Source organism: Nocardia sp. NPDC050712, assembly GCF_040654295.1.
In the GTDB taxonomy this organism is placed as follows: domain Bacteria; phylum Actinomycetota; class Actinomycetes; order Mycobacteriales; family Mycobacteriaceae; genus Nocardia.
This window is the reverse complement of record NZ_JBFAHT010000001.1, coordinates 217,508-240,627: the sequence shown is the minus strand read 5'-3', so window position 1 is coordinate 240,627 and position 23,120 is coordinate 217,508. Positions and strand designations below refer to the sequence as shown.

Annotated in this window: 24 protein-coding genes; 14 read left to right on the top strand and 10 right to left on the bottom strand. The window is 68.4% G+C overall.

The window, feature by feature from the left end; all coding sequences use genetic code 11:
* Positions 1-10: 10 nt before the first annotated feature.
* Complete coding sequence (locus AB0H76_RS01180) at positions 11-1,477, bottom strand: NAD(P)/FAD-dependent oxidoreductase (protein WP_357315625.1); 1,467 nt, start codon at positions 1,475-1,477, stop codon at positions 11-13.
* A 218-nt stretch (positions 1,478-1,695) separates the two neighbouring features.
* On the opposite strand from AB0H76_RS01180, the gene AB0H76_RS01175 reads away from it, so the two are divergent.
* The 7 genes from AB0H76_RS01175 to AB0H76_RS01145 all read left to right on the top strand — a co-directional run bounded on the left by AB0H76_RS01175 (position 1,696) and on the right by AB0H76_RS01145 (position 7,990).
* Positions 1,696-2,691, top strand: coding sequence for a TIGR03557 family F420-dependent LLM class oxidoreductase (locus AB0H76_RS01175; protein WP_357320278.1), 996 nt, complete (start codon positions 1,696-1,698; stop codon positions 2,689-2,691).
* A 57-nt stretch (positions 2,692-2,748) separates the two neighbouring features.
* Positions 2,749-3,948: a helix-turn-helix domain-containing protein gene (locus AB0H76_RS01170; RefSeq protein ID WP_357315622.1), complete on the top strand. Its 1,200-nt coding sequence runs from the start codon at positions 2,749-2,751 to the stop codon at positions 3,946-3,948.
* Positions 3,949-4,082: 134 nt separating this feature from the next.
* Entirely contained in the window at positions 4,083-5,417 is a 1,335-nt protein-coding gene (locus AB0H76_RS01165; RefSeq protein WP_357315620.1) for a lipase family protein, read from the top strand.
* A gap of 141 nt (positions 5,418-5,558) precedes the next feature.
* The gene (locus AB0H76_RS01160; protein WP_357315617.1) at positions 5,559-6,497 is read left to right on the top strand and encodes a helix-turn-helix transcriptional regulator; all 939 of its coding nucleotides are present in this window, start codon (positions 5,559-5,561) and stop codon (positions 6,495-6,497) included.
* 102 nt (positions 6,498-6,599) lie between these two features.
* Positions 6,600-7,076: a GAF domain-containing protein gene (locus AB0H76_RS01155; RefSeq protein ID WP_357315614.1), complete on the top strand. Its 477-nt coding sequence runs from the start codon at positions 6,600-6,602 to the stop codon at positions 7,074-7,076.
* Positions 7,077-7,169: 93 nt separating this feature from the next.
* On the top strand, positions 7,170-7,334 hold the full coding sequence (locus AB0H76_RS01150; protein WP_357315612.1) for a DUF5993 family protein: 165 nt from the start codon (positions 7,170-7,172) through the stop codon (positions 7,332-7,334).
* Positions 7,331-7,990 carry a disulfide bond formation protein B gene (locus AB0H76_RS01145; protein ID WP_357315609.1) on the top strand — a complete coding sequence of 220 codons (660 nt, stop codon included), beginning with the start codon at positions 7,331-7,333 and terminating at the stop codon, positions 7,988-7,990. Before AB0H76_RS01150 ends, AB0H76_RS01145 begins: the two co-directional genes overlap by 4 nt.
* A gap of 18 nt (positions 7,991-8,008) precedes the next feature.
* On the opposite strand, the gene AB0H76_RS01140 is transcribed toward AB0H76_RS01145, so the two are convergent.
* The gene (locus tag AB0H76_RS01140; protein ID WP_357315606.1) at positions 8,009-8,152 is read right to left on the bottom strand and encodes a hypothetical protein; all 144 of its coding nucleotides are present in this window, start codon (positions 8,150-8,152) and stop codon (positions 8,009-8,011) included.
* A gap of 241 nt (positions 8,153-8,393) precedes the next feature.
* Between AB0H76_RS01140 and AB0H76_RS01135 the strand changes: the two genes are divergently transcribed.
* Positions 8,394-8,807, top strand: coding sequence for a hypothetical protein (locus AB0H76_RS01135; protein WP_357315604.1), 414 nt, complete (start codon positions 8,394-8,396; stop codon positions 8,805-8,807).
* Between the two features lie 179 nt (positions 8,808-8,986).
* Here AB0H76_RS01135 and ychF read toward each other — a convergent pair whose 3' ends face one another.
* Both ychF and AB0H76_RS01125 read right to left on the bottom strand, forming a co-directional pair.
* Entirely contained in the window at positions 8,987-10,066 is a 1,080-nt protein-coding gene (gene ychF / locus AB0H76_RS01130) for a redox-regulated ATPase YchF (RefSeq protein ID WP_357315601.1), read from the bottom strand.
* A 27-nt stretch (positions 10,067-10,093) separates the two neighbouring features.
* Positions 10,094-11,014: a zinc-binding dehydrogenase gene (locus AB0H76_RS01125; RefSeq protein ID WP_357315598.1), complete on the bottom strand. Its 921-nt coding sequence runs from the start codon at positions 11,012-11,014 to the stop codon at positions 10,094-10,096.
* A gap of 130 nt (positions 11,015-11,144) precedes the next feature.
* Between AB0H76_RS01125 and AB0H76_RS01120 the strand changes: the two genes are divergently transcribed.
* Positions 11,145-11,987 (top strand): helix-turn-helix domain-containing protein, encoded by an 843-nt coding sequence (locus AB0H76_RS01120; protein WP_357315595.1) that lies wholly within the window; start codon positions 11,145-11,147, stop codon positions 11,985-11,987.
* 4 nt (positions 11,988-11,991) lie between these two features.
* Complete coding sequence (locus tag AB0H76_RS01115) at positions 11,992-12,405, top strand: VOC family protein (RefSeq protein WP_357315592.1); 414 nt, start codon at positions 11,992-11,994, stop codon at positions 12,403-12,405.
* Between the two features lie 7 nt (positions 12,406-12,412).
* On the opposite strand, the gene AB0H76_RS01110 is transcribed toward AB0H76_RS01115, so the two are convergent.
* From AB0H76_RS01110 to AB0H76_RS01095, 4 genes are all read right to left on the bottom strand, one after another.
* On the bottom strand, positions 12,413-13,882 hold the full coding sequence (locus AB0H76_RS01110) for a serine/threonine-protein kinase (RefSeq protein ID WP_357315589.1): 1,470 nt from the start codon (positions 13,880-13,882) through the stop codon (positions 12,413-12,415).
* A 121-nt stretch (positions 13,883-14,003) separates the two neighbouring features.
* A complete protein-coding gene (locus AB0H76_RS01105) occupies positions 14,004-14,828 on the bottom strand; it encodes a carbohydrate ABC transporter permease (protein ID WP_357320275.1) in 825 nt (274 codons plus the stop codon).
* Between the two features lie 26 nt (positions 14,829-14,854).
* Positions 14,855-15,751, bottom strand: coding sequence for a sugar ABC transporter permease (locus AB0H76_RS01100; protein WP_357320272.1), 897 nt, complete (start codon positions 15,749-15,751; stop codon positions 14,855-14,857).
* Positions 15,744-17,033, bottom strand: a complete 1,290-nt coding sequence (locus AB0H76_RS01095) for a sugar ABC transporter substrate-binding protein (RefSeq protein WP_357320269.1) — start codon at positions 17,031-17,033, stop codon at positions 15,744-15,746. The genes AB0H76_RS01100 and AB0H76_RS01095 overlap by 8 nt, the downstream gene beginning before the upstream one ends.
* 379 nt (positions 17,034-17,412) lie before the next feature.
* On the opposite strand from AB0H76_RS01095, the gene AB0H76_RS01090 reads away from it, so the two are divergent.
* Both AB0H76_RS01090 and AB0H76_RS01085 read left to right on the top strand, forming a co-directional pair.
* Positions 17,413-19,692 (top strand): carbon starvation CstA family protein, encoded by a 2,280-nt coding sequence (locus AB0H76_RS01090; protein WP_357315586.1) that lies wholly within the window; start codon positions 17,413-17,415, stop codon positions 19,690-19,692.
* Positions 19,689-19,931, top strand: a complete 243-nt coding sequence (locus AB0H76_RS01085; protein ID WP_357315583.1) for a YbdD/YjiX family protein — start codon at positions 19,689-19,691, stop codon at positions 19,929-19,931. The genes AB0H76_RS01090 and AB0H76_RS01085 overlap by 4 nt, the downstream gene beginning before the upstream one ends.
* A 51-nt stretch (positions 19,932-19,982) precedes the next feature.
* Here AB0H76_RS01085 and AB0H76_RS01080 read toward each other — a convergent pair whose 3' ends face one another.
* Positions 19,983-20,195 carry a hypothetical protein gene (locus tag AB0H76_RS01080; protein ID WP_357315580.1) on the bottom strand — a complete coding sequence of 71 codons (213 nt, stop codon included), beginning with the start codon at positions 20,193-20,195 and terminating at the stop codon, positions 19,983-19,985.
* Positions 20,196-20,413: 218 nt separating this feature from the next.
* Entirely contained in the window at positions 20,414-20,800 is a 387-nt protein-coding gene (locus tag AB0H76_RS01075) for a hypothetical protein (protein ID WP_357315577.1), read from the bottom strand.
* Between the two features lie 249 nt (positions 20,801-21,049).
* Here AB0H76_RS01075 and AB0H76_RS01070 point away from each other — a divergent pair, with 249 nt between their 5' ends.
* A complete protein-coding gene (locus tag AB0H76_RS01070) occupies positions 21,050-22,621 on the top strand; it encodes an Ada metal-binding domain-containing protein (RefSeq protein ID WP_357320266.1) in 1,572 nt (523 codons plus the stop codon).
* On the top strand, positions 22,618-23,115 hold the full coding sequence (locus AB0H76_RS01065) for a methylated-DNA--[protein]-cysteine S-methyltransferase (protein ID WP_357315574.1): 498 nt from the start codon (positions 22,618-22,620) through the stop codon (positions 23,113-23,115). Before AB0H76_RS01070 ends, AB0H76_RS01065 begins: the two co-directional genes overlap by 4 nt.
* Positions 23,116-23,120 lie beyond the last annotated feature (5 nt).

The window sequence follows — 23,120 nt, the reverse complement described above, 5'->3', positions numbered from 1 at the left end:
CGCGAGCGCGTTATCCGGGCAGCTTGCGCAGCTGGAAATCGTCCGTGTCGGGGGCGGCGAGCATCGTTTCCATGGTGGCTCGATCGAACGGCAGCAGGTCGATGCTGCCGCCCTCGGTGAAATACCAGGAATTGCAGCCGGTGTTCCAGACCGTCGGGCCCAGCGCCCGGCTGACATCGGCTTCGAAACGCTCGGTCGCGGCCTCGGTCACCTCGACGGTGTCGAATTCACCCGCACGCCATCGGCTAATCCACGCGGTGATGTAGCGGGCGGTGACCTCGGCCGCGTGATGCAGCGGGATCGAGCCGGTCGGCGAATTGGGTCCGAGCACCGTGAACAGATTCGGGAATCCGGGCAGCGCGGTCATTCGATAGGCGCGCGGGCCCTTCGTCCAGGCCTCGTCGATCGAAATACCGTCGCGACCGATCAGATTCATCGGGCGCATGTAGTTGTGCGCCTGGAATCCGGTGGCGAACACGATCAGGTCGACGGGATGCTCCCGGCCGTCGGCGGTGCGGATGCCGGTGGGCGTCACCCGCTCGATGCGCTCGGAGACCAGCTCGGTGTTGCCGGCGCGCAGCGCGCGATAGTAGCTGCCGGACAGCACCTGTCGCTTGCACAGCGGCTCGTAGTCGGGGGTGAGCTGGGCGCGCAGGCCGGGGTCGCGGACCTGGGCGCGCAGGCTCAGCCGGGCGTAGCCCTGCACCGCGCGCCGCCGCCAGCTCGGCCGGGTGACGACATCGGTGAACAGTTTCGCGCCGATCATCCCGGCCCGGTAGAGCGCCTTGTTCACCTCGGGCAGCCGGTCCAGCACCGCGCCGACGGCGGCCGGTTGCGGCAGCCACATCGGCGCCCAGATCACCCACTGCGGGCTGCGCACGAAGTGCGTCAGCCGCCCGGCCTTCGACTGCAACGCCGAAACCACCTGCACGCCGGTGGATCCGGTGCCGATCACGGCGATCCGCCGGCCCGCGGTCGGCATGCTGTCGTCCCAGCGGGCGGTGTGCAGGACGTCGCCGGTGAACTCGTCCAGGCCCGGTAGCTCGGGCTGGGCCGGATGGTGCAGCACGCCGGTGGCCGCGATCACGAAGTCGGCCTCGTGCACGGTGCCGTCGCCGGTCTCGACCCGCCAGCCCGACCCGGTGAACTCCGCCGCCACCACCTCGGAGTTCAGGCGGATGCGCGGCCGCAGCTCGAATTGGTCGACCACGTCGCCGAGATATTGCTGGATCTCCGGCCCGGGCGCGAAGACCGCCGACCACTTCGGATTCGGCGCGAACCCGAACTGATACAGCTGGGAGGGCACGTCGCAGGTCAGGCCCGGGTAGTGGTTCCAATGCCACACCCCGCCGACGTCGGATCCCTTCTCCAGGATGACGAAGTCATGGAACCCATTGCGCTGCAACGTGATAGCGCTGGCGATACCGGAGACTCCGGCACCGATGACGACAATCCGCGGCTCCCGGGGAGTGGTCATCGCCGACCCTCCCCCGCATACGCCGACCCGCACCTCGTCATGCCCAACCTCCTCGTTGGATACCGCCAGTATTCGAATACTGACGGTATTTCGGATGGCCACGGATGTCAATCGGGCACCGCCGCCCCGGGTTTGCTGACCCGAACGCCGGGTAGCACCTCCTGGTCCGAGCAGTGCGGAGCAGCGCCGTGCCCACGGCCACAATCCAGGAGGTAGCGATGCAGATCGGATACAAGCTGGCCGCGGAGGGGTTCGGTCCCAAGGAACTGATCCGGCAGGCGGTGGCCGCCGAGCAGGCGGGCTTCGACTTCGTCGAGATCAGCGACCACTTCCACCCCTGGCTCGACAATCAGGGCCACTCGCCGTTCGCCTGGACGGTACTCGGCGCGATCGCCGCGAAAACCGATCGGATCGGCCTCGCCACCGGCGTCACCTGCCCGACGCTGCGCTATCACCCCGCGATCATCGCCCAGGCCGCCGCGACGCTGGCACTGGTCTCGGATGGGCGCTTCACCCTCGGCGTCGGCTCCGGTGAGCGGCTCAACGAGCATGTCGTCGGCTTGGAATTCCCGGACGCGGTGCGCGTGCGGCAGGCCATGCTGCGCGAGGCGCTGGAGATCATCCGGCTGCTCTGGACCGGCGGCTACCAGTCCTACGCGGGCCAGTACCTACAGCTGTCGGACGCGCGGATCTTCGATCTGCCGGAGCAACCGCCGCTCATCGCGGTGGCGGCCGGCGGCGAGTCGGCGGCGAAGCTGGCGGCCGAACTCGGCGACGGCCTGTTCACCACCGAGGCCGGCGCCGAACTGGTCCAGCACTATCACCGGGCCGGCGGCGACGGTCCGCGCTACGGCGAGGTGCCGGTGGCGTGGGCGCCGGACGAGCACACCGGCGCGAAGGCCGCCTGGGAGACCTCTCGCTGGGCGCTCACCGGCTGGCCGGTGATGAGCGAATTGCCGAATCCGAAGAATTTCGCCGCCGCCAGTGCCACCGTCCGCGAGGAGGACATTCTCGCGCAATTCACCTGCGGCACCGACCCCGAGCGCTTTGTCGCGGCGGTCAAGAAATACACCGACGCGGGCTTCGACCACCCGGTGCTGCAGAACGCCGGACCCGATCCGGACGGATTCCTCGAGTTCTACCGCACCGAACTCGCCGACCGGCTGCGCGCATTGCGGCCGGTCCGACCCGCGGAACTCACCACGCGCAACTGAACCGGACCGCGCAGTTATCGTTGGACCAATTCGCCGGGCAATAGCCGAGGATGTCCCATGACCGCACCCGAACCCCCGGGCACTACCGGACCGGCCGCGCAGGCGCGGCGGTCCGAACTGGAAGGCCTGCGCGATCGCGCGGTGGCGCTGGTCGGCGCCTTCAGTGCGGACAGCGCGCCCTACAACGCGCTCCCGGCCTCGATGATGGACGCGGATTTCGTGCCGAGCGCGACGCTGAACGTCTCGCTGTTCTTCCGGTATCTGATCGAGGAGATCGCGCCGTCCGAGGAAGACACCGCACCGCTGGTGTTGCGCGCGGTCACCCTGGTGCACGACGGCATGCCGCTGGTGGAGGTGCTGCACAACTATCGCGCCGGCATCGAATTCCTGTTCGCGCACCTGGTGCCGCAGGTCGCCGACGTCGGCGTGGTCACCGATATAGCGCTGCGGGTGACCGACTATCTGGGGCTGATCATGTCCCGGATCACGGTCGCGCTGGTGGACGAGGCGCGCCAGCCGCGCTGGGATCTGCTCGAGCGCCAGCGCGAGGTGGTCGACGCGCTGCTGACCGGCCGCGAACCGGCCGGCTGGGCTCAGGATCCGGAGTCGCCGATCGGCACCGCGTACCTGGTCGCGGTGGTGCGCCTGGGCGAACCAACCCCGGGAACGCTGACCGGTTTGCGCGGGCGGATCAACACCGTGCCCGGCACCCTGATGCATCGCGACAGCGGCGGCTGGACCGCCCTGGTCCCGATGCGGCCCGAGGACGCCGAATCCCCCGCCGCGGCCCTGCGTAGCCGGCTGGGTTCCCCTGCGGAACAACCACATCCGGAGCTGTGGATCGGCGTCGCCGCCGCCCCGAACCGGGCCGCCCTGCCCGCCGCGTACGCCGAGGCGCAGATCGTGGCCGAGGTGGCCCGGTCGCTGCGCCGGGGCGAGACCGTGTGCGAGCGTTCGTTCGTGGTGTTCGAGTACGCCATCGCCACCTCGGGTCCGGCCCGGCCCGGGCTGGCCGCGCTGCTCGATCCGCTCGAAGGTCAGCCCGCGCTGGCCCAGACCCTGGACGCGTTCATCGATCAGCAGTTCAATCACAACGCGGTCGCGCGGACCATGTTCATCCACCGCAATACCGTGAACTACCGGCTCACCCGCATCGCGGACCTGACCGGTCACGATCCGCAGCAGCCCGCGGGCATCGCCACCCTGATGGCGGCCCGGGTGGCGCGGCGCCTGGAATCGCGGGGCGCCCGGGCCTGACCGTGCACATGCACAACCGGGGCGGCCGAGCCTGGGAAGTATGCCGATAGCGCCCGGCTCTCAGATCCTGTGTGCTGGACCATACCGCCGGACATATGTGTCCGGCCGCACAGGAACAACGAGGTTACTGCGAAATGGCCAGGAAAAATCTCCGACGACTCGCGCTGGCATTGGCGTCGGCGTGCGTGGTAGCGAGTGGTGTGGGTGTCGCATCCGCACAACCGGGGCTTCCGGCTTTTCCGCCGGATCAGAATCAGTTGCCGCAATTGCCCGCGGAACCACAGCTTTACGATCTGCTGCCGATTCCGACCCCGGCCGAAGACCCGTGGTACGCCGATCCGCCGAATTTGGCGTCGTTCGCACCGGGTGACATCGTCCGGTCGCGCGACGTGCAGACGCGATTGCTGGGACTTCCGTTCCCGGTGTACACCCGGCAATTGCTGTTCCGTTCCAACGACGTGCACGACAATCCGATCGTCACCGCCACGACCGTGATCGTGCCCGGCATTCCGTGGCAGGGCAGCGCGCGCCCGGTGGTGTCGTTCCAGGAGGCCATCGACTCCACCAGTTCGACGTGTAATCCCTCCTACACGCTGCAGACCGGCACCATGAAGGAAGCCGCGCTCGCCGTGTACTGGCTGATGCAGGGCTTCGCCATCAACGTCCCCGACTTCGACGGCAAGTTCAATACGTTCAACACCTATGCCGAGGGCAAGATGGTGCTGGACAGCCTGCGCGCCATGAAAAGCGCGCCGGGCCTGGGCCTCACCGATTCCGGGATCGCCCTCTACGGCTACTCCGGCGGCGGTTCCGGATCGATCCGCGCCGCCGAATTGCGCCAGACCTACGCACCGGATGTGCGACTGCTCGGCACCACCATCGGCGGCACGCCCGCCAACCTGATCGAGCAGGCCAAGTTCGCCGTCGAACAGCAGCCCGGCCTCACCGGAATCAGCAACTTCACCATGTGGCTCGGTTTCGCTTCGCTGTCCCGCGAATATCCGGAGGCGTTCGACGCGCAGGAACTGCTGACACCCGAGGGCCAGCAGATCCTCGCCGATTTCCAGAGCCGCTGCTACGCGACCATCGCCGCCACCGGCATGTACCGCCCGATCAGCGACTACTTCCAGCCCGGCAAATCGCTCGAGGGCTCACCCGCGGTGGTCCAGGCGTTGCAGGACAACAGCCTCGGCAAATACATTCCGGACACGCCGGTGCTGTGGTGGCACGGCATCTGGGACGAGCTCATCCCGCCCAGCAAGGTCGTGCTCCCCACCGTCCAGAGCTACTGGGATCGCGGCGCCGATCTGCGCTTCTACACGGTCCCCGTGCCCGAGCACGTGGTGAACGCGGTCACCGGCTGGCCGCCCGCGGTGGCTTGGACCAGCGCGTTGCTGCGCGGCCTGCCGCCGGGCCCGAAGTTCATGGCGGCCTTCGCACCGCTGCCGCCGGGCTTCCCCGGTAGCTGATCCCCCTCATGCCGAAACCCCGGCGACCTCGCGGTCGCCGGGGTTTCGTCGTTTTCCCGCTCACATTCGATTCCCCCCGGTCGCGAGGTTCCGGAAGAATTGATGGTTATATACGCCGGGTTGCGCAGGGAAGGAGTGACGGTGAATTTCGAGAGTCGGGATCTGGATCTGGTCGAAGATGTCCTGACCAAGGCGTTCGCCAAGGTCCGTTTCGATGGTTTGCGCGCGGGTGGGCGGGTAGCCGCGCGCCGCACGGTGATGACGCGCTCGGAGTTCGGGCCGGACCTGCGGCTGGACCGGCTGAAATTCGGTGTCCAGGTCGCCTACGACTCCGACCCGGTGGGCACCTGGAACGTGTGTGCCGTGCGCTCCGGCGTCATCGAGCACACCTACTTGCGCGAGCGCACCGAAGCCCAGATCCGGCCCGGCGACGTCGTGTGGATGAGCGCCCCGGACGAGCCGAACACGGGGCGGCTGATCAACTCCGACTACGACATCCTCTCGCTGAGCCCGGAAATGCTGGCCCGGGTGGCGGGCGCCCAGCCGGTGCGGGTGCTCCAGCGCGGCCCCTGCGCGCCGGCCAAGGCGCAGCGGTTGCGGCAGCTGCTCGCGCACCTGCGCGAGCCGGAAGTGCAGGCCGCCGCACAGCAATCATCGCTGGTAGCAGCGACTCTCGCCGACTACGCCACCGCGACGGTGCTGAGCGCGTTTCCCGCCGAGCGGCCCGCCGAGAACACCGTCGACCGGCACGACGCCCACCCCGCCACGGTGCGCCGCGCGATCGCCTTTCTCGAAGCCCATCTGCGCGAACCCCTCACCGTCGGCGATATCGCGGCGGCCGCCTATGTCACCCCGCGCGCGGTGCAGCTGGCGTTCCAGGCCCATCTGGGCACCACCCCGATGCGGTATCTGCAACGCCTGCGGCTGGCCGGCGCGCACGAGGAGTTGCGCCGCGCGCGGTCCGACGCCGCGACGGTCACCGCCATCGCGACCGCGTGGGGTTTCGCGCACTCCGGCCGCTTCGCCGCCGCCTACCGCCGCGAATACGGCTGCGCGCCCAGCGAAACCCTGCACCGCTGACCCGCTTCGCTTTCCGTCCCGGCGTCTTCGTTCCGCGTGCTGCCCGCTCGCGATCCCGCTGGCACGCTGGATCGATGCCGGATGGTCGGCTGAGGGCAGATCATGCGGAGGTATCGAACAGTGCAGGCGCGCCGCACGTCACCGGAGGAAGGCCTGGGCGAGCTGACTCGATTGGCGCTGTCGATCGCCCGGAGCGTCCCGGGCGGGCCGTCGGCGGGCATCAGCGCCTACCGCGACGAGACCCTGGAATCCCTGGCCTGGTCCAGTCCGCGCGCCAAACTCGCGGAGCAGACCCAGATGATCGCCCTGACCAGCCCCGGCTTGACCGCGGCGCGTTCACACGAACCCGTCCATGTCACCGACTTGGCGAGCAGCGCGAAGTGGGACGATTACGCGACGGAGTTGGGCTACTTGGGCATTCGGGCGGTCCTGTGCCATCCGGTCGCGCTGGAGCGCACCGTGATCGGCGTGGTCTCGGTCTACGCCGATCGGCCGGGTGGCATCAGTTCGAGCATGGAGCAAGCCGTCTCGTCGGCGAGCGTCGCGGCCGCGGAGCTCATCGCCCGCAGCCGGAACTAAATGGTTGCTGAAATATTGCCAGCGCTCGCATAGCGCGGCGTGTCGAGCCGGCACACCAGCGTCCTGAACTGCTATCGACGGTAGCTTCCAGGCATGGACTCGCTCATCTGGATCGGTTTGCTGGCGACGTGGGTGGTGATGTTCCAGCAGCGCTCGCGCCGGGTGCAACTGGCCCTGTGGTGGATCACGCTGCTCGCGACGGCGCTGCTGCTGCGCCACCACATCAGCAGTGGTCTCGGACTCGGGTTGACCTGGTGACCGCGGCGACGACCACCGAACCCGCGGCCGAGGCCCCGCGCGGCGGCGCGCTCGGCCGGTTGCAGTACTGGCTCGCGGTCATCTTCGTGGTCGGCTGGACCGGCGTGGTCTGCGGCGGGCTGGCCGTGCAGTTCGTCAACTGGGAATACCCGTGCCCGCTGTGCATGCTGCAACGCAACTTCATGACCCTGGCCGCCCTGGGCGGCGCCTACATCGTCGCTAAAGGTTTGCGCGGCAGCATTACCCGGCGCGATTACATGACCGGCTGGGGCCTGGCGATCGTGGGCTGCGTCGCGGGCGGCTTCACCTCTTGGCGCCAGACCATGCTGCACATCCTGCCCGGGGACCCTGGCTACGGCGGCGCCGTCTTGGGCCTGCACCTCTACGTCTGGGCCTGGATCCTGTTCGTCGCCGCGATCGCCACCATCGGCGTGATCCTGATCTTCGCCTACGAGACCGCGGCGATCACCATCCCCACCGGCGGCCCGCAGGCCCTGATCGGCAAGCTGGCGCTGTGGTTCGCCGCGCTCGTCATCGTGATCAACCTGATCGCGACGTTCTGCCTGGCCGGCTTCCACTTCCTGCCCGACGACCCGACCTGCTACCGCCTGTTCCACGACCTCGGCATCCTCGACGGGGACTGCCCCGTTCGCTGATCACCGGGGCCCGGTCGTTCAGTTCCGCGCGCCCGCCCACTGCAGCTCGCGCATGGGGATCCCCGTGGATACCGGACGTCGTGCCGCGCAGCGCCGCCGCAGGTCGCGCATCTGCCACCAGTAACTGGCGGCCACGGCCACATGGCAGACAATGACAGCCATCGCCAGCACCGCTACCCCGACCAACGCCACAACCGTCGCCGACACGATTCCTTCTTTCTCCAGGTTTCTCCGCACGCTGCGGACCGCAATGCAACTGATACCCGCTCCTCGGTGATTACAACGGTCGAAAACCGGGCAATATTGTGATCCACCTCACTTATTCGACAGCATTCGTCGTGCAAAACCGGGCAGCGCCTTTTATCTCTTGGATCGCCTGAGCCGCAGCATGATTGAGTAACTCATGCTCACGACCGCCTTTCTCCAGTACCCGGGCAGCGGCCCGATGCGCCACGAGGAAGCGCTGCTGAAAGCAGGCCTGCAGCAGCACGGAATACCCGTGCACTACTACACGATGAAGCGCATCACCCGCCGCCAACTCCCCCTGGGCCCGGACACCTTCATCGCCGGAGACATGGACGCGATGCACGGCGCGATGCGCCAACTCGGAATCCCGATACCCGAACCCGACGACTACCCCGCCGGCCTCCGCGAGTTCCTGCGCCGAAAAATCTGGACTGCCACCCTGGGCGAGATCGAACGCGGCTTCGAAACCGGGGCCCTACCACCCACCTTCATCAAACCGGCCGACCGCCGCAAAAGCTTCACCGGCACCTCGGCGCCTACAACATCCCCGCCGACCAGTACACAACCTTGATCATGAGCCGCTGGAACGAGCTGCTCGCCTCAGCAGCACTCACTCAATAAGTCCGCGCAGAACCAGGAAATCGAACGCAGGCGACTGTTCAATATTTTGCGATGTTCAACTGAACTGAACGTCGCAAAATATTGAACAGTCGTGCGCATGAATGCTCGGCCGGTTCAGCCGTGCAGCGTCTAAACGTTGAAGCGGAACTCGACGACGTCGCCGTCCACCATCACGTAGTCCTTACCCTCCATACGCACCCGCCCCGCGGCCTTGGCGGCCGCCATGGACCCGGCCGCGACGAGGTCGTTGTAGGCGACGATCTCGGCCTTGATGAAGCCGCGTTCGAAGTCGGTGTGGATGACGCCGGCGGCTTTGGGGGCGGTGTCGCCCTGGTGGATGGTCCAGGCGCGGGCCTCTTTGGGGCCGGCGGTGAGGTAGGTCTGCAGGCCGAGGGTGTGGAAGCCGGCGCGGGCCAGGGCGTGCAGGCCGGGTTCGGTCTGGCCGATGGATTCCAGGAGTTCCAGGGCGGATTCGTCGTCGAGCTCGAGCAGTTCGGCTTCGACCTTGGCGTCGAGGAAGACGGCGTCGGCGGGGGCGACGGTGGCCTTGAGTTCGGCGATCTTGGCCTCGTCGGTGAGCACCGATTCGTCGGCGTTGAAGACGTAGAGGAACGGCTTGATGGTGAGCAGGGAGAGCTCTTTGAGGAGATCGGTGTCGACCTTGTTGCCCGCCGCGAACAGGGTGGTGCCCTCGTTCAGGACCTCCTGGGCCGCCTTGGCGGCGTCGGCGATCGGCTTGCGGTCCTTCTTGATCTTGGCTTCCTTCTCGAAGCGCGGAACCGCCTTCTCCAAGGTCTGCAGATCGGCGAGGATGAGCTCGGTCTCGATCACCTCGATGTCGGAGGCCGGGTCCACCTTGCCGTCGACGTGGATCACGTCGTCGTCGGCGAACACGCGCACCACCTGGCAGATGGCGTCGGCTTCACGAATGTTGGCGAGGAACTTGTTGCCCAGGCCCGCGCCCTCGGAGGCGCCCTTGACGATGCCGGCGATGTCGACGAAGGACACCACGGCCGGGACGATGCGCTCGGAACCGAAGATCTCGGCGAGCTTGCCGAGCCGGGGATCGGGCAGGGGCACCACCCCGACGTTCGGCTCGATGGTCGCGAACGGGTAGTTCGCGGCCAGCACGTCGTTCTTGGTCAGCGCGTTGAAGAGCGTCGACTTTCCGACGTTGGGCAGGCCGACGATTCCGAGGGTGAGACTCACGAGCAGGAGAGTCTACGCGGTGCCACCTCAGGGAATGAGGACGACCTTGCCGAGATTGGCGCGAGCCTCCACGTGGGCATGCGCCTGGGCCGCGTCCGCGAGCGCGAACTCGGTGTGCACGGGACGCACCTGACCGGAGGCGAAGTACTGCCAAAGCTCTTGGCGCCAATGGTCATAGACCTCCGGCTGCCCCTCGGCGATGCGCCGGATCTGGAAGCCGATGACCGACTTGGCACCCACCAGCAGGTCGTAGGCCTGGATCGTGCCACCGCCGGAGCTGTAGGCGACCAGGCGACCGCCGGGAGCGAGGGCGTCCAGCGCGGGCGTGAGCAGATCGCCGCCGACCGCTTCGAGGCCGTAGTCCGCGGCCTTGCCCCAGGCGGTCTCGGCGTAGGTCACGACCTCGTCGGCGCCGAGGCTCCGCACGAAATCGGCCTTCGCGGGATCGGAGACCGCGCCGACGACCCAGGACGCGCCGCGCACCCGGGCCAGCTGCACGGCCAGATGGCCGACGCCGCTGGCCGCGGCGGTGATCAGCGCGGTCTCGCCGACGGCCGGTCGCGCGGCGTCGAGCGCACCGAGAGCAACCAGTCCGCTACGCACCAGGGCGACCGCGTCGACCGCGGAGGCGCCGTCCGGAATCGGCGAGGCCACCCGTGCGGAGACGATCGCGTAATCGGCGTAACCGTGGCCGAAGCACAGGCCGGTGACCCGGTAGCCCGGGGTGTAACCGGTGACCCCGTCACCCACGGCAATAACCTCACCAGCGATTTCCCCGCCCAGCGGGATCGGATCGGCGGATTCGCGCACCTTCCGGACCACCGGCAGGGTCACGCCGATCGCCTGCACCTTGACCAGGAGCTCACCGGGGCCTGGCGTCGGCACCTCGGCCGAGGACAGCTCGAGCACCTCAGGACCACCGCTGCGCTCGTACCCGACCCGCCGCATCACACCTCCAGAAAACGTTAGAACGCGTAACGGTAACGGGGCAGCAACTAGATCTCGCACACTGTGAGCCGGACATGTGCGACATCTCACCGGGGTTGCGCGCACTGCCCGGCGGCGTAGCGTGACAGACATGGAGCCGACCACCGAGGTGGTGACCGCGCGGCCCGCACCCACGCTGGCCGGATTCATCGATCACTACCTCGGCTACCGCATGACCGGGTACGAACCCGCGCTGCATCGCGGCCTGCCCTCGCGCCACCTCACCTTCATCGTCGCCATCGGCCACACCATCGACGTTGTCGCGCAGACCGATCCGCGCCAGCAGCCGGCGAACTACCGCTGCGTGCTCAGCGGCCTGCAAGCGAGTCCGGCGTCCATCGCCAACCCCGCGGATCAGGAGGGCCTGGCGATCGCGCTGACGCCGCTCGGCTCGCGCACCCTGTTCGGGTTGCCCGCCGGCGAGCTGTGGGACACCACCCTGGAGTTCGCCGACCTGGCCGGACCGACCGGCCACGAACTGTGGGAGCGGCTGCAGGGCCCGGCCTCCTGGCCGCAGCGGTTCGCCGCCTGCGATCAGGTGCTGACCCGGCTGGCCCGCCACGACCGCCTGGTCGTCCCCGAATTGGCATGGGCCTGGCGCACTCTGGTCGACACCGGCGGCACCACCGGCATCGGGGAGCTCTCGACCGAGATCGGCTGGAGTCGTCAGCATCTGGCCCGCCGCTTCGGCGCGGAGTTCGGCTTGAGCCCGAAGCTGGCCGCCCGCGTCACGCGTTTCGAGCGGGCCCGGCGCATGTTGCAGCGCACACCGTCCTACGTCACCATCGCGCAGGTCGCCGCCACCTGTGGTTATTACGACCAGGCCCACCTGAATCGGGACTTCGCGGAATTGGCCGGGTGCAGCCCGACCACGTTGCTGGCCGAGGAGATTCCATCCGTCCAAGACGAACCGGGGTCCACCGGTCGAGGCTAGGTCCATGACCAATCCGACCCAGACCCGAACCACCTACCTGTGGCCCTGCCTGACCTTCGCCGATGCCCGCGGCACGGTCGCGTTCCTGGTCGAGACCTTCGGTTTCGAGCAGACCTCCCTGTTCGCCCGGGAGAGCGATCCGTCGATCATCGAGCACGGTGAGCTGCGCGGGCCGCTCGGCGGCGGCATCATGTTCAGCTCCATCGGCCGCGACGACTCCCCGTTCTGCAACCGCGCGCCCGGCATCGACAACATCTACGTCGTCTGCGACAACCCCGACGAACTGTTCGAGCGGGCTACCGCCGCCGGCGCCGAGGTGGTGCGCGGCCTGCGCGACGAGGACTACGGCTCGCGCGGCTTCACCGTGCGCGATCCCGAGGGCAACATGTGGAGCTTCGGCACCTACCGGGGCGAATAACCGCTGCTCAGCTCAGCGTGGTCGCCTTCCACCAGGCGACCACATCCTGCTTCTCGCTCGAAGATCGAGGCCGGGAGTACATCAGGAACGGCGCCCGGTCCGGAGTGTCCAGGAATACCGTCACGATCGCCTCGCCCCAGTACGAGGTGACGCGATAGTTGGTATACGAGCGCCCGTTGTTGTCGGCGGTGAACCGGGTTTTCGGATCCAGCAGGGCGACCACCGCCTGCACGTCGGCGGAGGACCGGTAGGCGTAGAACCGGAAGGTGGGGTCCTTGTAGTCGCTGCTGGAATCGCATTCCCAGGCGGCGGTCCAGCGGCCGAGTTCCAGTCCGTCGTCTTCGCGGTCGGCCCCCTTCCCGTCCTTGCTGCTCTTGCAGCTGGCGCCGTGATAGCCCTCCTTGCGCTTGGCGTCGACCGGCACCATCTTGGGGAAGGCGTCCCACAGGGCCGCGTGATCCCCGGCCGAGGTCTGCACCTCCGAGTCCGAATTGCCGTATGCGGCATAGGCTCCGGCGGCCACCGCGAGAACGAGCACCAGCACGCCCGCGCCGATGGCGGCCAGCAGCCGGGGCCGGGAGCGTCGCGCCGGGGCCGGCTGGGCCCGGACCGTCCGGTCGACCTCGGTCGACACCGTCGGCTCGGCCGGTGCGCCGAGCGCGCGCCGCGCCGCGGCCGCGAACTCGGTGCAGCTGGCGAAGCGTTGTTCCGGCCGCTTCGACATCGCCCGGGCCAGCACGGCGTCGATAGCGCCGGGCAGGTCCGGGCGCAGACTACTCACGAGCGGAGCCTGGTCGTAGAGATGGCCCTGCATCACCACGGCGGGATGGTCCGCGATGAAGGGCGGCGTGCCGGTGAGCAGCCGGAACAGCGTGCAGGCCAGCGCGTACTGGTCGACTCGCGCGTCGAGTTCGGCGCCGGAGAGCTGCTCGGGCGCGGCGTAGGCCAGGGTCGCGGTGAAGCTGCCGGTGCGGGTCAGATGCCCGCCGTCGTCGCGCAGCCGGGCAATGCCGAAGTCGCCCAGCAGCACTCGCTCGGGCCGGCCCTCGATCGACTGTTCCAGCAGGATATTGGCGGGTTTCACGTCGCGGTGCAGCACGCCGCGGCTGTGCGCGTGGTCCAGGGCTTCGGCCACCTCGCCGATGATCCGCACGGCGCGGTCCAGCGCCATCGGGCCCACCGTCGTCGACGCGTCGGCACCCTGCACATACTGCATCGCGATCCACAGCTGCTCCCCCACCGCGCCGCGGTCGTACACCGACACGATGTTCGGATGTTCCAGTCGCGCGACCAATTCCGCTTCGCGCTCGAATCGGCCCCGGCTCTCCGCGTCGGAGAACAGCTCGGAATTCAGGACTTTCAGCACGATCAGGCGCGGAAGGCGTGGGTGCCGAGCCAGATAGACGGTCCCCATGCCACCGCGGCCCAATTCCCGCTCGATCACATAGTCGGCGAAAACCTCACCGCTGCGCAGCATCCGTCACTCCAAGCCCTGGACAGCATCTCCCCGCGACCCGCCGGGCCGGCGCAAGCCATCGTGACCCATCCGGCTGCTCGGTGCCAACTTCCTCAGTGCCCCCGATTATCTGGGCCGGCCCTCAGCGACCGCCCATGCCGGACATGGCGATACCCCGGACGAAGGCGCGCTGCGCGATCGCGTAGACCACCAGCAGCGGCAGCAGAATGATGATTGCGGTGGCCATCAGCATCGGCCACTGGGTGTGGTACTGCCCTTGGAGCCGGACCAAACCCAAGGTGGCGGTGGCGATCTCGTTGCGCTGGATCATGATCAGCGGCCAGAGGAAGTCGTTCCAGACGGTGATCCAGGTGAGAACCGCCAGCACCATCAGCGCGGGGCGGGTGTGCGGCAACAGCACGCGCCAGTACCCCTGCCAGGTGCTGCACCCGTCGAGGATGGCGGCCTCCTCCAATTCCGCCGGGAGCGTGCGGAAGAACTGGCGCATCAGATAGGTGCCGAAGGCGCTGCCGAACAGTCCCGGGACGATCATGGCCCACGGGGTGTCCACCCAGCCGAGGGCCCGCATGAGCAGGAACTGCGGGATCACCGTGACGGTCAGCGGCACCATCAGGGTGGCGAGGTAGGCCACGAACAGCGCGTCCCGACCGCGAAAGCGCAAGCGCGCGAACGCATATCCGGCGAGCGAGCAGAAGAACACCTGCCCGGCGGTGACGCACAGCGCGTACACCGTGGTGTTGAGCAGCATCCGGCCCAGCGGCAGCAGTTCGAAGACCTCGCCGTAATTGGCCCACCTCGGGCGCTCGGGAAAGATTGCGGCGTCGGCGATTTCGCCGTCCCGCTTCAAGGAGCCGGACAGCGCCCACAGGATCGGCAGCAGCGCGCACCAGGCGATCGCGGCCAGCGCGAGGTAGGCGAGCACCCCGCCCAGCACCCGGCGCACGATCCTGCGGTCGACCCGCGGGGTGCCGCTCACAGTTCCACCTCCGATCGGCGCGCGAAGCGCAGTTGCAGCAGCGTCAGCAGCAGCAGGATGGCGAAGATCACCCAGGCCAGCGCCGCGGCGTAACCCACCTCGTAGAACCCGAAAGCGTGCTGGAACAGCATGATTCCGAGCAGGTAGGTGCCGGTCTCCGGTCCGCCGCCGCTGCCGGTCAGCGCGTAGGCCTGATCGAAGGCCTGCACCGAGTTGATCACCGTGATGACGAAGACGAACGACAGCGGGCCCCGGATCAGCGGCACCGTCACCGACCAGAACCGCCGCAGCGCACCGGCGCCGTCGATCTTGGCCGCCTCGTACAGCTGCTCCGGCACGCCCTGCAACGCCGCGAGCAGGATGACCGTCGCGAACGGCACGCTCTTCCACACGGTCACGATGCTCAGCGACACCAGCGCCCAGCCCGGATCGGTCAGCCACGGCACCGGATCGATGCCGAACCAGCCGAGCAGCAGGTTCAGGACGCCGTCGTCGGTGGTGAACATGAACCGCCACACCACGGCCATCGCCACCGTGGACGCGACCAGCGGCAGGAACGCGAGGGTCCGGAAGATCCCGATACCGGGCAGCTTTCGGTTCAGCGCCGACGCCACGCCGAGCCCGATCGCGACCGTCGGTACCAGGGTGAGCACCGTGAATACCGCGGTGTTGCGCAGCGCGATCAAGAACAGCGGATCCGCACCGAAAAGCCGCCGGTAGTTCGCGATCCCGACGAACCGGGGCGCGCTGAACAGATCCCAGGAGTGCAGGCTCAGATACAGCGAAAAGCCCAGCGGGAATACCAGAAAGACCAGTACCGCAGCGAGATTCGGCGCGATGAACAGCCAGCCCGCCCGCTCCCGGCGTCGCGCCAGGCGGCCGCGTTCAAGCATGGGCACTCAGCACCGCGTCGATATCGGACGCGCAGGAGCCGCCGAGGGATTCGGCCGTCGCGGCGCCGCGCAGTACCCGATTGCCGCTGCGCTCCAGCAGCGCGGACACCTTGCCCCAGGCCGGAGTCACCGGCAGCGGACGGGAGGCGGCGGGCCCGCCGGTCATCACCTCGAGGTTCCCGATCGCGCGGTGCGCGGCCGCGAAACCCGGTGACGCCATGGCCGACTGCAGCACCGGGACGAACAGCCCGGACGAGGCTACGATCGCCTGCCCCACCGGCCCGGTCGCGAATTTCACGAATTCCCAGGCCTGTTCGATGCGCGGGCTGTCCGCGGCGATCGACAAGCCGGTGCAGCCGACATCGGTGACCGCCCCCGGTCCACCCCGCGGACCGCGCGGCAGCACCGTCAGATCGATCGCGAGATCGTCGTGCCCGGCGAACTCCGAGTAGAGCCAGTGCCCGCCCATCGCCATCGCCGCCCGGCCGCGCCGGAACAGGTCGGGCGCCGAAACAGACTGCTGATCGGCCACTTTCGGCGCCACCCGATGCCGCACCGCCAGGTCCGCGTAGAACTGGAACCCGGCCGCGAACCGGGGATCACCGAGATTGGTCCGGGTCGGGTCGACCGCGGGGGTGAACCAGTCGGCGCCGTTGTTCATCCCGAAGCACGCGGCCGAGAAGTACGGCACCCAGGCGTCGGCGAAACCCCACTGGGTGGTGCGCTCGCCGGTGCGCCGGGTGAGTTCCCCGGTCGCCGCCAGGAATTCGTCGAAGGTCCAGGCCTCGGCCCAGCGCGCGGGCGGGACGATCCCGGCCGCCGCGAACAGCTGCCGGTTGTAATAGAGGAATACGCCCGACCACTGCTCCGGCAGCGCGTACTGGCCGCCCGCGTAGGTGAAGGTGTCGTACAGCGTCGGATAACTGTCCCGCCGCAACTCCGCGGCGTAGGCGGGCTCCCGGTCCAGCAGCGTCCGCAGATCGAGCAGCACCCCGCGCTCGGCCAGCCCGGCGTAGAGCAATTCCCAGGCCATCATCACGTCCGGGCACTTGCCGCCGGCGCAATAGGTGAGCATCTGCTGCAACGGATCCGGGCCGGACATGATGGTGCGGACCTTGATCTCGGGGTGCAGCCGCTGGAATGCCTCGATGAGCGTCAGCCGGACCCGGGCCTCCTCCGGGCGGGCCTGGAAGAAGAAGGTCAGCGCGTCGTCGTCGGCCCCGCACCCGCCCAGCGCCAGCGGGGCGGCCAGGGCGGCGCCGAGCAGGGTCCGGCGGCGCAGGGCGGTCACGAGCCGAGGGGTGTCGTCACGATCTACCGTTCTTCGAGCCTCGAAGGGACTGCCACGGACGCGCAGCAGCATACTTACGGCAAAATCGCGATCGACCGCCGGTCGCGGATCCGCGACCGTTCGTCGCACGGTATCGACCGTTCATCCGATCCGAATGTTCAGACCTCCTTAAGGCTCCCCGAAGGATGTGGCGCGAGCTGAGGCGGCGTGGCAGCATACGCACGGCTATAACGCAGGTGACGGCGGACACACTGGACAGAACAAAACCTCGAGCTACCGACGGCGCGAATCCACTCGGCAAAGCTCCGCGATCGGTTACGTTTTTTCTGGTTCCTGCTGCACCCTGCGCTTTTCAGGAGATGAGGGCTCGATGGCGACAATCGAATATCTGCGGACAGACCCAGACCTACCCCCGGTAGGCGTGGTCGACAAAACCCCGATCACGGCGAAGAAGAAAGCGATCTTCGCCGCGATCGCGATCCTCGGCGCCATCGCCTGGGCGGTCGTCGGTATCGCGCGCGGCGAGTCCGTCAACTCGGTGTGGATCGTGATCGCGGCGGTGTGTACCTATATCACCGCCTACCGGTTCTACGCCAAGTTCATCGAATGGAAAATCACCAAGCCCCGCGACGACCTGGCTACCCCTGCCGAGATCCTGGAAAACGGCAAGGACTACATGCCGATGGACCGGCGGGTCCTCTACGGCCACCACTTCGCCGCCATCGCCGGCGCCGGCCCGCTCGTCGGTCCCGTGCTCGCCGCGCAGATGGGCTATCTGCCGGGCACCATCTGGATCGTGGTCGGCGTGGTCTTCGCCGGCGCCGTGCAGGACTACCTGGTGCTGTGGGCCTCCACCAAGCGGCGCGGCCGCAGCCTCGGGCAGATGGCCCGGGACGAGCTCGGCGCGATCGGCGGCGTGGCCGCCATCGTCGGCATCCTCGTGATCATGATGATCCTGCTGGCGGTGCTCGCGCTGGTCGTGGTCAACGCGCTGGCCGAGAGCCCGTGGGGCGTGTTCTCCATCGGCATGACCATCCCGATCGCCCTGTTCATGGGCGTCTACCTGCGGTACCTGCGGCCCGGCGCGGTCGGCGAGGTGTCCGTGATCGGCATCGTGCTGCTGCTGCTCGCCATCATCTCCGGTGGCTGGGTCTCCGAAACCGCCTGGGGCGTGGACTGGTTCACCCTGTCCAAGGTCACCATCGCCTGGCTGCTGATCGCCTACGGCTTCGTCGCCTCGGTGCTGCCGGTGTGGCTGCTGCTCGCCCCGCGCGACTACCTGTCGACCTTCATGAAGATCGGCACCATCGGCCTGCTCGCCATCGGCATCCTGATCACCATGCCGGTGCTGAAGGCGCCCGCGGTGTCGCAGTTCGCCTTCGACAAGACCGGTCCGGCCTTCGCCGGCAGCCTGTTCCCGTTCCTGTTCATCACCATCGCCTGTGGCGCGCTGTCCGGTTTCCACGCGCTGGTGTCCTCGGGCACCACGCCGAAACTGCTGGCCAAGGAATCGCACGCCCGGATGATCGGCTACGGCGGCATGCTGATGGAGTCGTTCGTCGCGGTGATGGCCATCATCACCGCCACCATCATCGACCAGCACCTGTACTTCGGCATGAACGCCGCCGCCGGCCTCACCGGCGGCACGCCCGAAAAAGCCGCGGCGTACACGAATTCGCTCGGGCTCTCCGGCCCGCCGGCCACCGCGGAGACGTTCTCGCAGGCCGCTTCGGATCTGGGTGAGAAGTCGATCATCTCGCGCACCGGTGGCGCGCCCACCCTCGCGGTCGGCATTTCCGAGGTGTTCAGCAAGTTCCTCGGCGGCGCCGGCATGAAGTCGTTCTGGTACCACTTCGCGATCATGTTCGAGGCGCTGTTCATCCTCACCACCATCGACGCGGGCACCCGAGTCGCGCGCTTCATGGTCTCGGACGCGTTCGGCAACTTCGGTGGCCCGCTGCGCAAGTTCAAGGATCCGTCCTGGCGGGTCGGCGCCTGGCTGTGCTCGCTGATCGTGGTCGCCGGATGGGGCTCCATCCTGCTGATGGGCGTCAACGATCCGCTCGGCGGCATCAACGCGCTCTACCCGCTGTTCGGCATCGCCAACCAGCTGCTCGCCGCGATCGCGCTGACCGTGGTACTGACCATCCTGGTGAAGAAGGGCTACACCAAGTGGGCCTGGATCCCGGGCATCCCGCTGGTCTGGGATCTGCTCGTCACGATGACCGCCTCCTGGCAGAAGATCTTCTCCGCCGACCCGAAGGTGGGTTACTGGAAGCAGAACAGCATCTGTGAGCAGGCCCAGGCGGCCGGGAAGCTGTGCCTGACGGCGAAGACTCCCGAAGAGGTCGACATCGTCGTGCGCAACACCTTCATCCAGGGTTCGCTGTCGATCGTGTTCGCCGCGATGGTGCTGATCGTCGCGATCGTCGGTGCGCTGGTCTGCTTCAAGGCCTGGCGCAAGGGCGGTTCGGAGACGACCGAAACCGAAGAGGTCCCCTCGAAGATCTTCGAGCCGAGCGGGTTCCTGCCGACGGCGGAGGAGAAGGCCGTGCAGAAGGAGTGGGACGAGCTGGTCGCGGCCGGAAAACTCGCCCCGCGCGGCGCCGCGCACGGGGCCGAGAGCCCGGACGTCAGCCTGAGTAAGTGACGAATCCCGATGTGCCGCAGCGCGGCCGGTCCACCCGACCGGCCGTGCTGCGGCGTCTGCTCGGCGCCGTTCGGAGCCTGCTGAGCTGGTACAACGCCATCATCGGCGGACAGGATTACCAGCGCTACGTGGCGCATCTGCGGCGCGAGCATCCCGGCTGCGAAATCCCGAGCGAGCGCCAATACTGGCGCGACCGGTATGACGAAGCCGAACGCAAACCCCAGAACCGCTGCTGCTGAACAGCGAACCGCCCGGCACGCCTCGCGTGCCGGGCGGTTCCGTATCCAGGCTCAGGACTTGGCTTTCGAGCCGCTACTGAGGGCTGAGGAGCCTGCCGACAGCAGGTTTCCGAGCTCGTGAAACCAGCTACACCCACCGGGCGGGATGGTGGCGCACCCCGAGACCGGGGCGGCCGGTTCGGCCTCGGCGGTGGCGGCGGCGGTGGCCATCGGGGCCAGCATCAGCGCGCCGGCCAGGGTGGCCGCGGCAAGTGATCGCTTCATCAAATTCCTTCTGCTCTAACTTTTCGGAACTGCCTGACTGCCCCCCGAAGCAGCGAAGATCACGGTATTCGGGCATGGGCCCAGCCCACAGACCCCGGTTCCCTGGCCCATGTCGCCAGGGGCACGCGCGACCCGGCTGCGAGATCCCGGGCGCGCGGCAGCACTGGCGGGACCGACGACGAGGCCGAACGCGAACTCCGAACCGCTGCTGCTGATTACTATTTCGCGGAACCGCTACCGAGGAGCCGTTGCAGGAGACCGGGGCAGCCGTGCATCAGGCCTTCGTACGATTCCCGGCACGCCTGGTCCTCGGCGCTGGCGCTGGAGGAGCCGGCGGTCAGCGCCCACAGCAACTCCTGGAACCCGGAGGCGACCGGCGCGGCGGTGGACTTGGCGCCACCGCTGAGGCTGGAGGATCCGGTGTGCAGCAGTTCCAGGAGGACGTGGAAGGGGTTGAAGTCGGGCGGTAGGGCAACCGGTTCGGCTGCGGCGGGGGTTGCCGCAGCCTGCGCGGGGGCTGGGGCAGGGTGCTGTGCGTTGGCGGTGGCTATCGGGGCCAGCGTCAGCGCACCGGCCAGGGCGGCTGCGGCAAGTGATCGTTTCATCGAATTTCCCTTTGCTTTAGCATTTTCGGACTGCCCCAAATGCCCGAAGCAGCGCCGATCACGCTATGCCGCAGCATTTGGAAGTCATAGACCCCGATTTCTAGGCCCCCGATTACCGGGGCAGCCGTAACCACCTCGACTATCAAAGATCCGCCCCCGTTTTTGTGTGTCCACACAGAGTCGGGGGCGGTGTCTGTTTTCCGCTAGCACCGCGCTCGGGGAGCTGACATTGTGGAGGACGTGACGATCATGGCGTTGGATTTCGAACGGTGTTATCGGGCGGTCTCGACGCGGGACTCCCGGTTCGACGGGCAGTTCTTCACGGCGGTGCGCACCACCGGTATCTACTGTCGCCCCTCCTGTCCGGCGATCACGCCGAAGCCGACCAATGTCAGCTTCCTGCCCACCGCGGCGGCGGCCCAGCAGGCCGGCTTCCGAGCCTGCCGGCGTTGCCTGCCCGACGCCGCGCCCGGCTCACCGCTGTGGAACACCCGGGCCGATCTGGCCGCGCGGGCCATGCGGCTGATCGGGGACGGGGTGATCGAGCGGGGCGGCGTGCCCGCCCTGGCCGCCACCCTCGGCTACTCGCAGCGGCAGCTGACCCGGGTGCTCACCACCGAACTGGGGGCCGGACCGCTGGCGCTGGCCCGGGCGCACCGCGCGCATACGGCGCGACTGCTGATCCAGACCACCGAGATGCCGATGTCGGACATCGCGTTCGCGGCCGGGTTCGCCAGTATCCGGCAGTTCAACGACACGGTGCGCGAGGTGTTCGCCGTCAGCCCGACGGTGATGCGCACCGAGGCCCGCCAGCGCGCCCGGCGCGAGCCCGTGCCCAGCACCAACGGCGCTCTGACACTGCGGCTTCCGTACCGTGAGCCGCTGGATCGGGCCTGGCTGGAATGGTTCCTGTCGGCGCATGTGACACCGGGCATGGAGCTGTGGGAGGACCGGGCCTACACCCGGGCCCTGCGCACCCCGCACGGGCACGCCATCGCCCGGCTCAGCTTCCAGAGCGATCATGTGCGCGCCGAAATCGCGCTGCACGACATGCGTGACCTCGCGCCGACCGTCGGGCGGCTGCGGCACCTGCTGGATCTGGACGCCGACCCGGTCGGCATCGACGAGGTGCTCGGGGTGCGGCCGGCCGAGACGGTCGCCGAACTGACCGTCGACGGGCTGCCCGACGCGGGTGCCGCGGGTGCCGCCGACTCGGTGCCGCGGCCGCTCGAGCCCGTGCGGCCGCTGTTCAGCCCGGGCATCCGCGTGCCCGGCTGCCTGGACGGCCCGGAGCTGTTGCTACGCACCATGATCGGACAGCAGATCTCGGTCTCGGCCGCGGCCACGCACACCGCGCGGCTGGTGCAGGCGCTCGGCGAACCGATCGCCGGGCCGCTGCCCCGGCTGTTCCCCACCCCGGCGGTCGTCGCCGAGCACGGCGCGGAAGTGCTGACCGGCCCGGCCAAACGGGTCCGCTCCATCATCGGCGCGGCCACCGCCCTGGCCGGCGGGGAACTCCAGCTACACCAGGGCCGCACCGCCGCCGAGCTACGCCGCGATCTGCTGGCCCTCGACGGCGTCGGCCCCTGGACCGCCGACTACGTGACCATGCGCCTGCTGGCCGACCCCGACATCCTGCTCGACACGGACCTGGTGGTTCGCCAAGGCGCGACGCTGCTCGGCCTTGACCTCACCGACACCGCGCGGTACGGCCCCTGGCGCTCCTACCTGTCCATGCACCTGTGGAAAGCGGCGCTGGCCGATCGCGCCGCCGCCCCTCGAAAAGCCACCTCCCCCAAGAAGAACGGACGCCCGTCATGACCACCGCCGACTTCACCGTCGTCGACACGCCCATCGGCCCCTTCACCGCCATCGCGGCCGCCGACGGCGCGGTGCTGGCCGCCGGCTGGACCGCCGACGCCGAGAACCTGCGCCAGCTGATCCACTCCAGGCTGCGGCCCGCCGACCTGCGCCGGCGCGATTCGCTCGGCGCGGTGAGCACAGCGATCATCGACTATCACGGGGGCGATCTCACCGCCATCGACGCGATCCCGGTGCGCCAGCATTCCGGCGAATTCCTCACGTACGCTTGGGAAGTCCTGCGCAAGATTCCCGCCGGCGAGCCCGTCACCTACACCGAATACGCCGCGCTCTCCGGCCGTCCGGCCGCTACCCGCGCCGCCGCGAACGCCTGTGCCCGCAACGCCGCCGCGCTGTTCGTCCCCTGCCACCGCGTCCTGCGCATCGGTGGTGCGCTGGGCGGATTCCGCTGGGGGCTGGACGCCAAACGGTGGTTGCTCGACCACGAGGCCTAGTTCGG

Coding starts and splice junctions, on each gene's coding strand:
- AB0H76_RS01170 (WP_357315622.1), top strand. CDS start 2,749: ATGACCGCACCCGAACCCCCGGGCACTACCGGACCGGCCGCGCAGGCG.
- AB0H76_RS01080 (WP_357315580.1), bottom strand. CDS start 20,195: ATGAAGCGATCACTTGCCGCGGCCACCCTGGCCGGCGCGCTGATGCTG.
- AB0H76_RS01140 (WP_357315606.1), bottom strand. CDS start 8,152: ATGGCTGTCATTGTCTGCCATGTGGCCGTGGCCGCCAGTTACTGGTGG.
- AB0H76_RS01135 (WP_357315604.1), top strand. CDS start 8,394: ATGCTCACGACCGCCTTTCTCCAGTACCCGGGCAGCGGCCCGATGCGC.
- AB0H76_RS01065 (WP_357315574.1), top strand. CDS start 22,618: ATGACCACCGCCGACTTCACCGTCGTCGACACGCCCATCGGCCCCTTC.
- AB0H76_RS01100 (WP_357320272.1), bottom strand. CDS start 15,751: ATGCTTGAACGCGGCCGCCTGGCGCGACGCCGGGAGCGGGCGGGCTGG.
- AB0H76_RS01155 (WP_357315614.1), top strand. CDS start 6,600: ATGCGGAGGTATCGAACAGTGCAGGCGCGCCGCACGTCACCGGAGGAA.
- AB0H76_RS01150 (WP_357315612.1), top strand. CDS start 7,170: ATGGACTCGCTCATCTGGATCGGTTTGCTGGCGACGTGGGTGGTGATG.
- AB0H76_RS01125 (WP_357315598.1), bottom strand. CDS start 11,014: ATGCGGCGGGTCGGGTACGAGCGCAGCGGTGGTCCTGAGGTGCTCGAG.
- AB0H76_RS01175 (WP_357320278.1), top strand. CDS start 1,696: ATGCAGATCGGATACAAGCTGGCCGCGGAGGGGTTCGGTCCCAAGGAA.
- AB0H76_RS01120 (WP_357315595.1), top strand. CDS start 11,145: ATGGAGCCGACCACCGAGGTGGTGACCGCGCGGCCCGCACCCACGCTG.
- AB0H76_RS01115 (WP_357315592.1), top strand. CDS start 11,992: ATGACCAATCCGACCCAGACCCGAACCACCTACCTGTGGCCCTGCCTG.
- AB0H76_RS01090 (WP_357315586.1), top strand. CDS start 17,413: ATGGCGACAATCGAATATCTGCGGACAGACCCAGACCTACCCCCGGTA.
- AB0H76_RS01070 (WP_357320266.1), top strand. CDS start 21,050: ATGGCGTTGGATTTCGAACGGTGTTATCGGGCGGTCTCGACGCGGGAC.
- AB0H76_RS01180 (WP_357315625.1), bottom strand. CDS start 1,477: ATGACCACTCCCCGGGAGCCGCGGATTGTCGTCATCGGTGCCGGAGTC.
- AB0H76_RS01110 (WP_357315589.1), bottom strand. CDS start 13,882: ATGCTGCGCAGCGGTGAGGTTTTCGCCGACTATGTGATCGAGCGGGAA.
- AB0H76_RS01165 (WP_357315620.1), top strand. CDS start 4,083: ATGGCCAGGAAAAATCTCCGACGACTCGCGCTGGCATTGGCGTCGGCG.
- AB0H76_RS01075 (WP_357315577.1), bottom strand. CDS start 20,800: ATGAAACGATCACTTGCCGCAGCCGCCCTGGCCGGTGCGCTGACGCTG.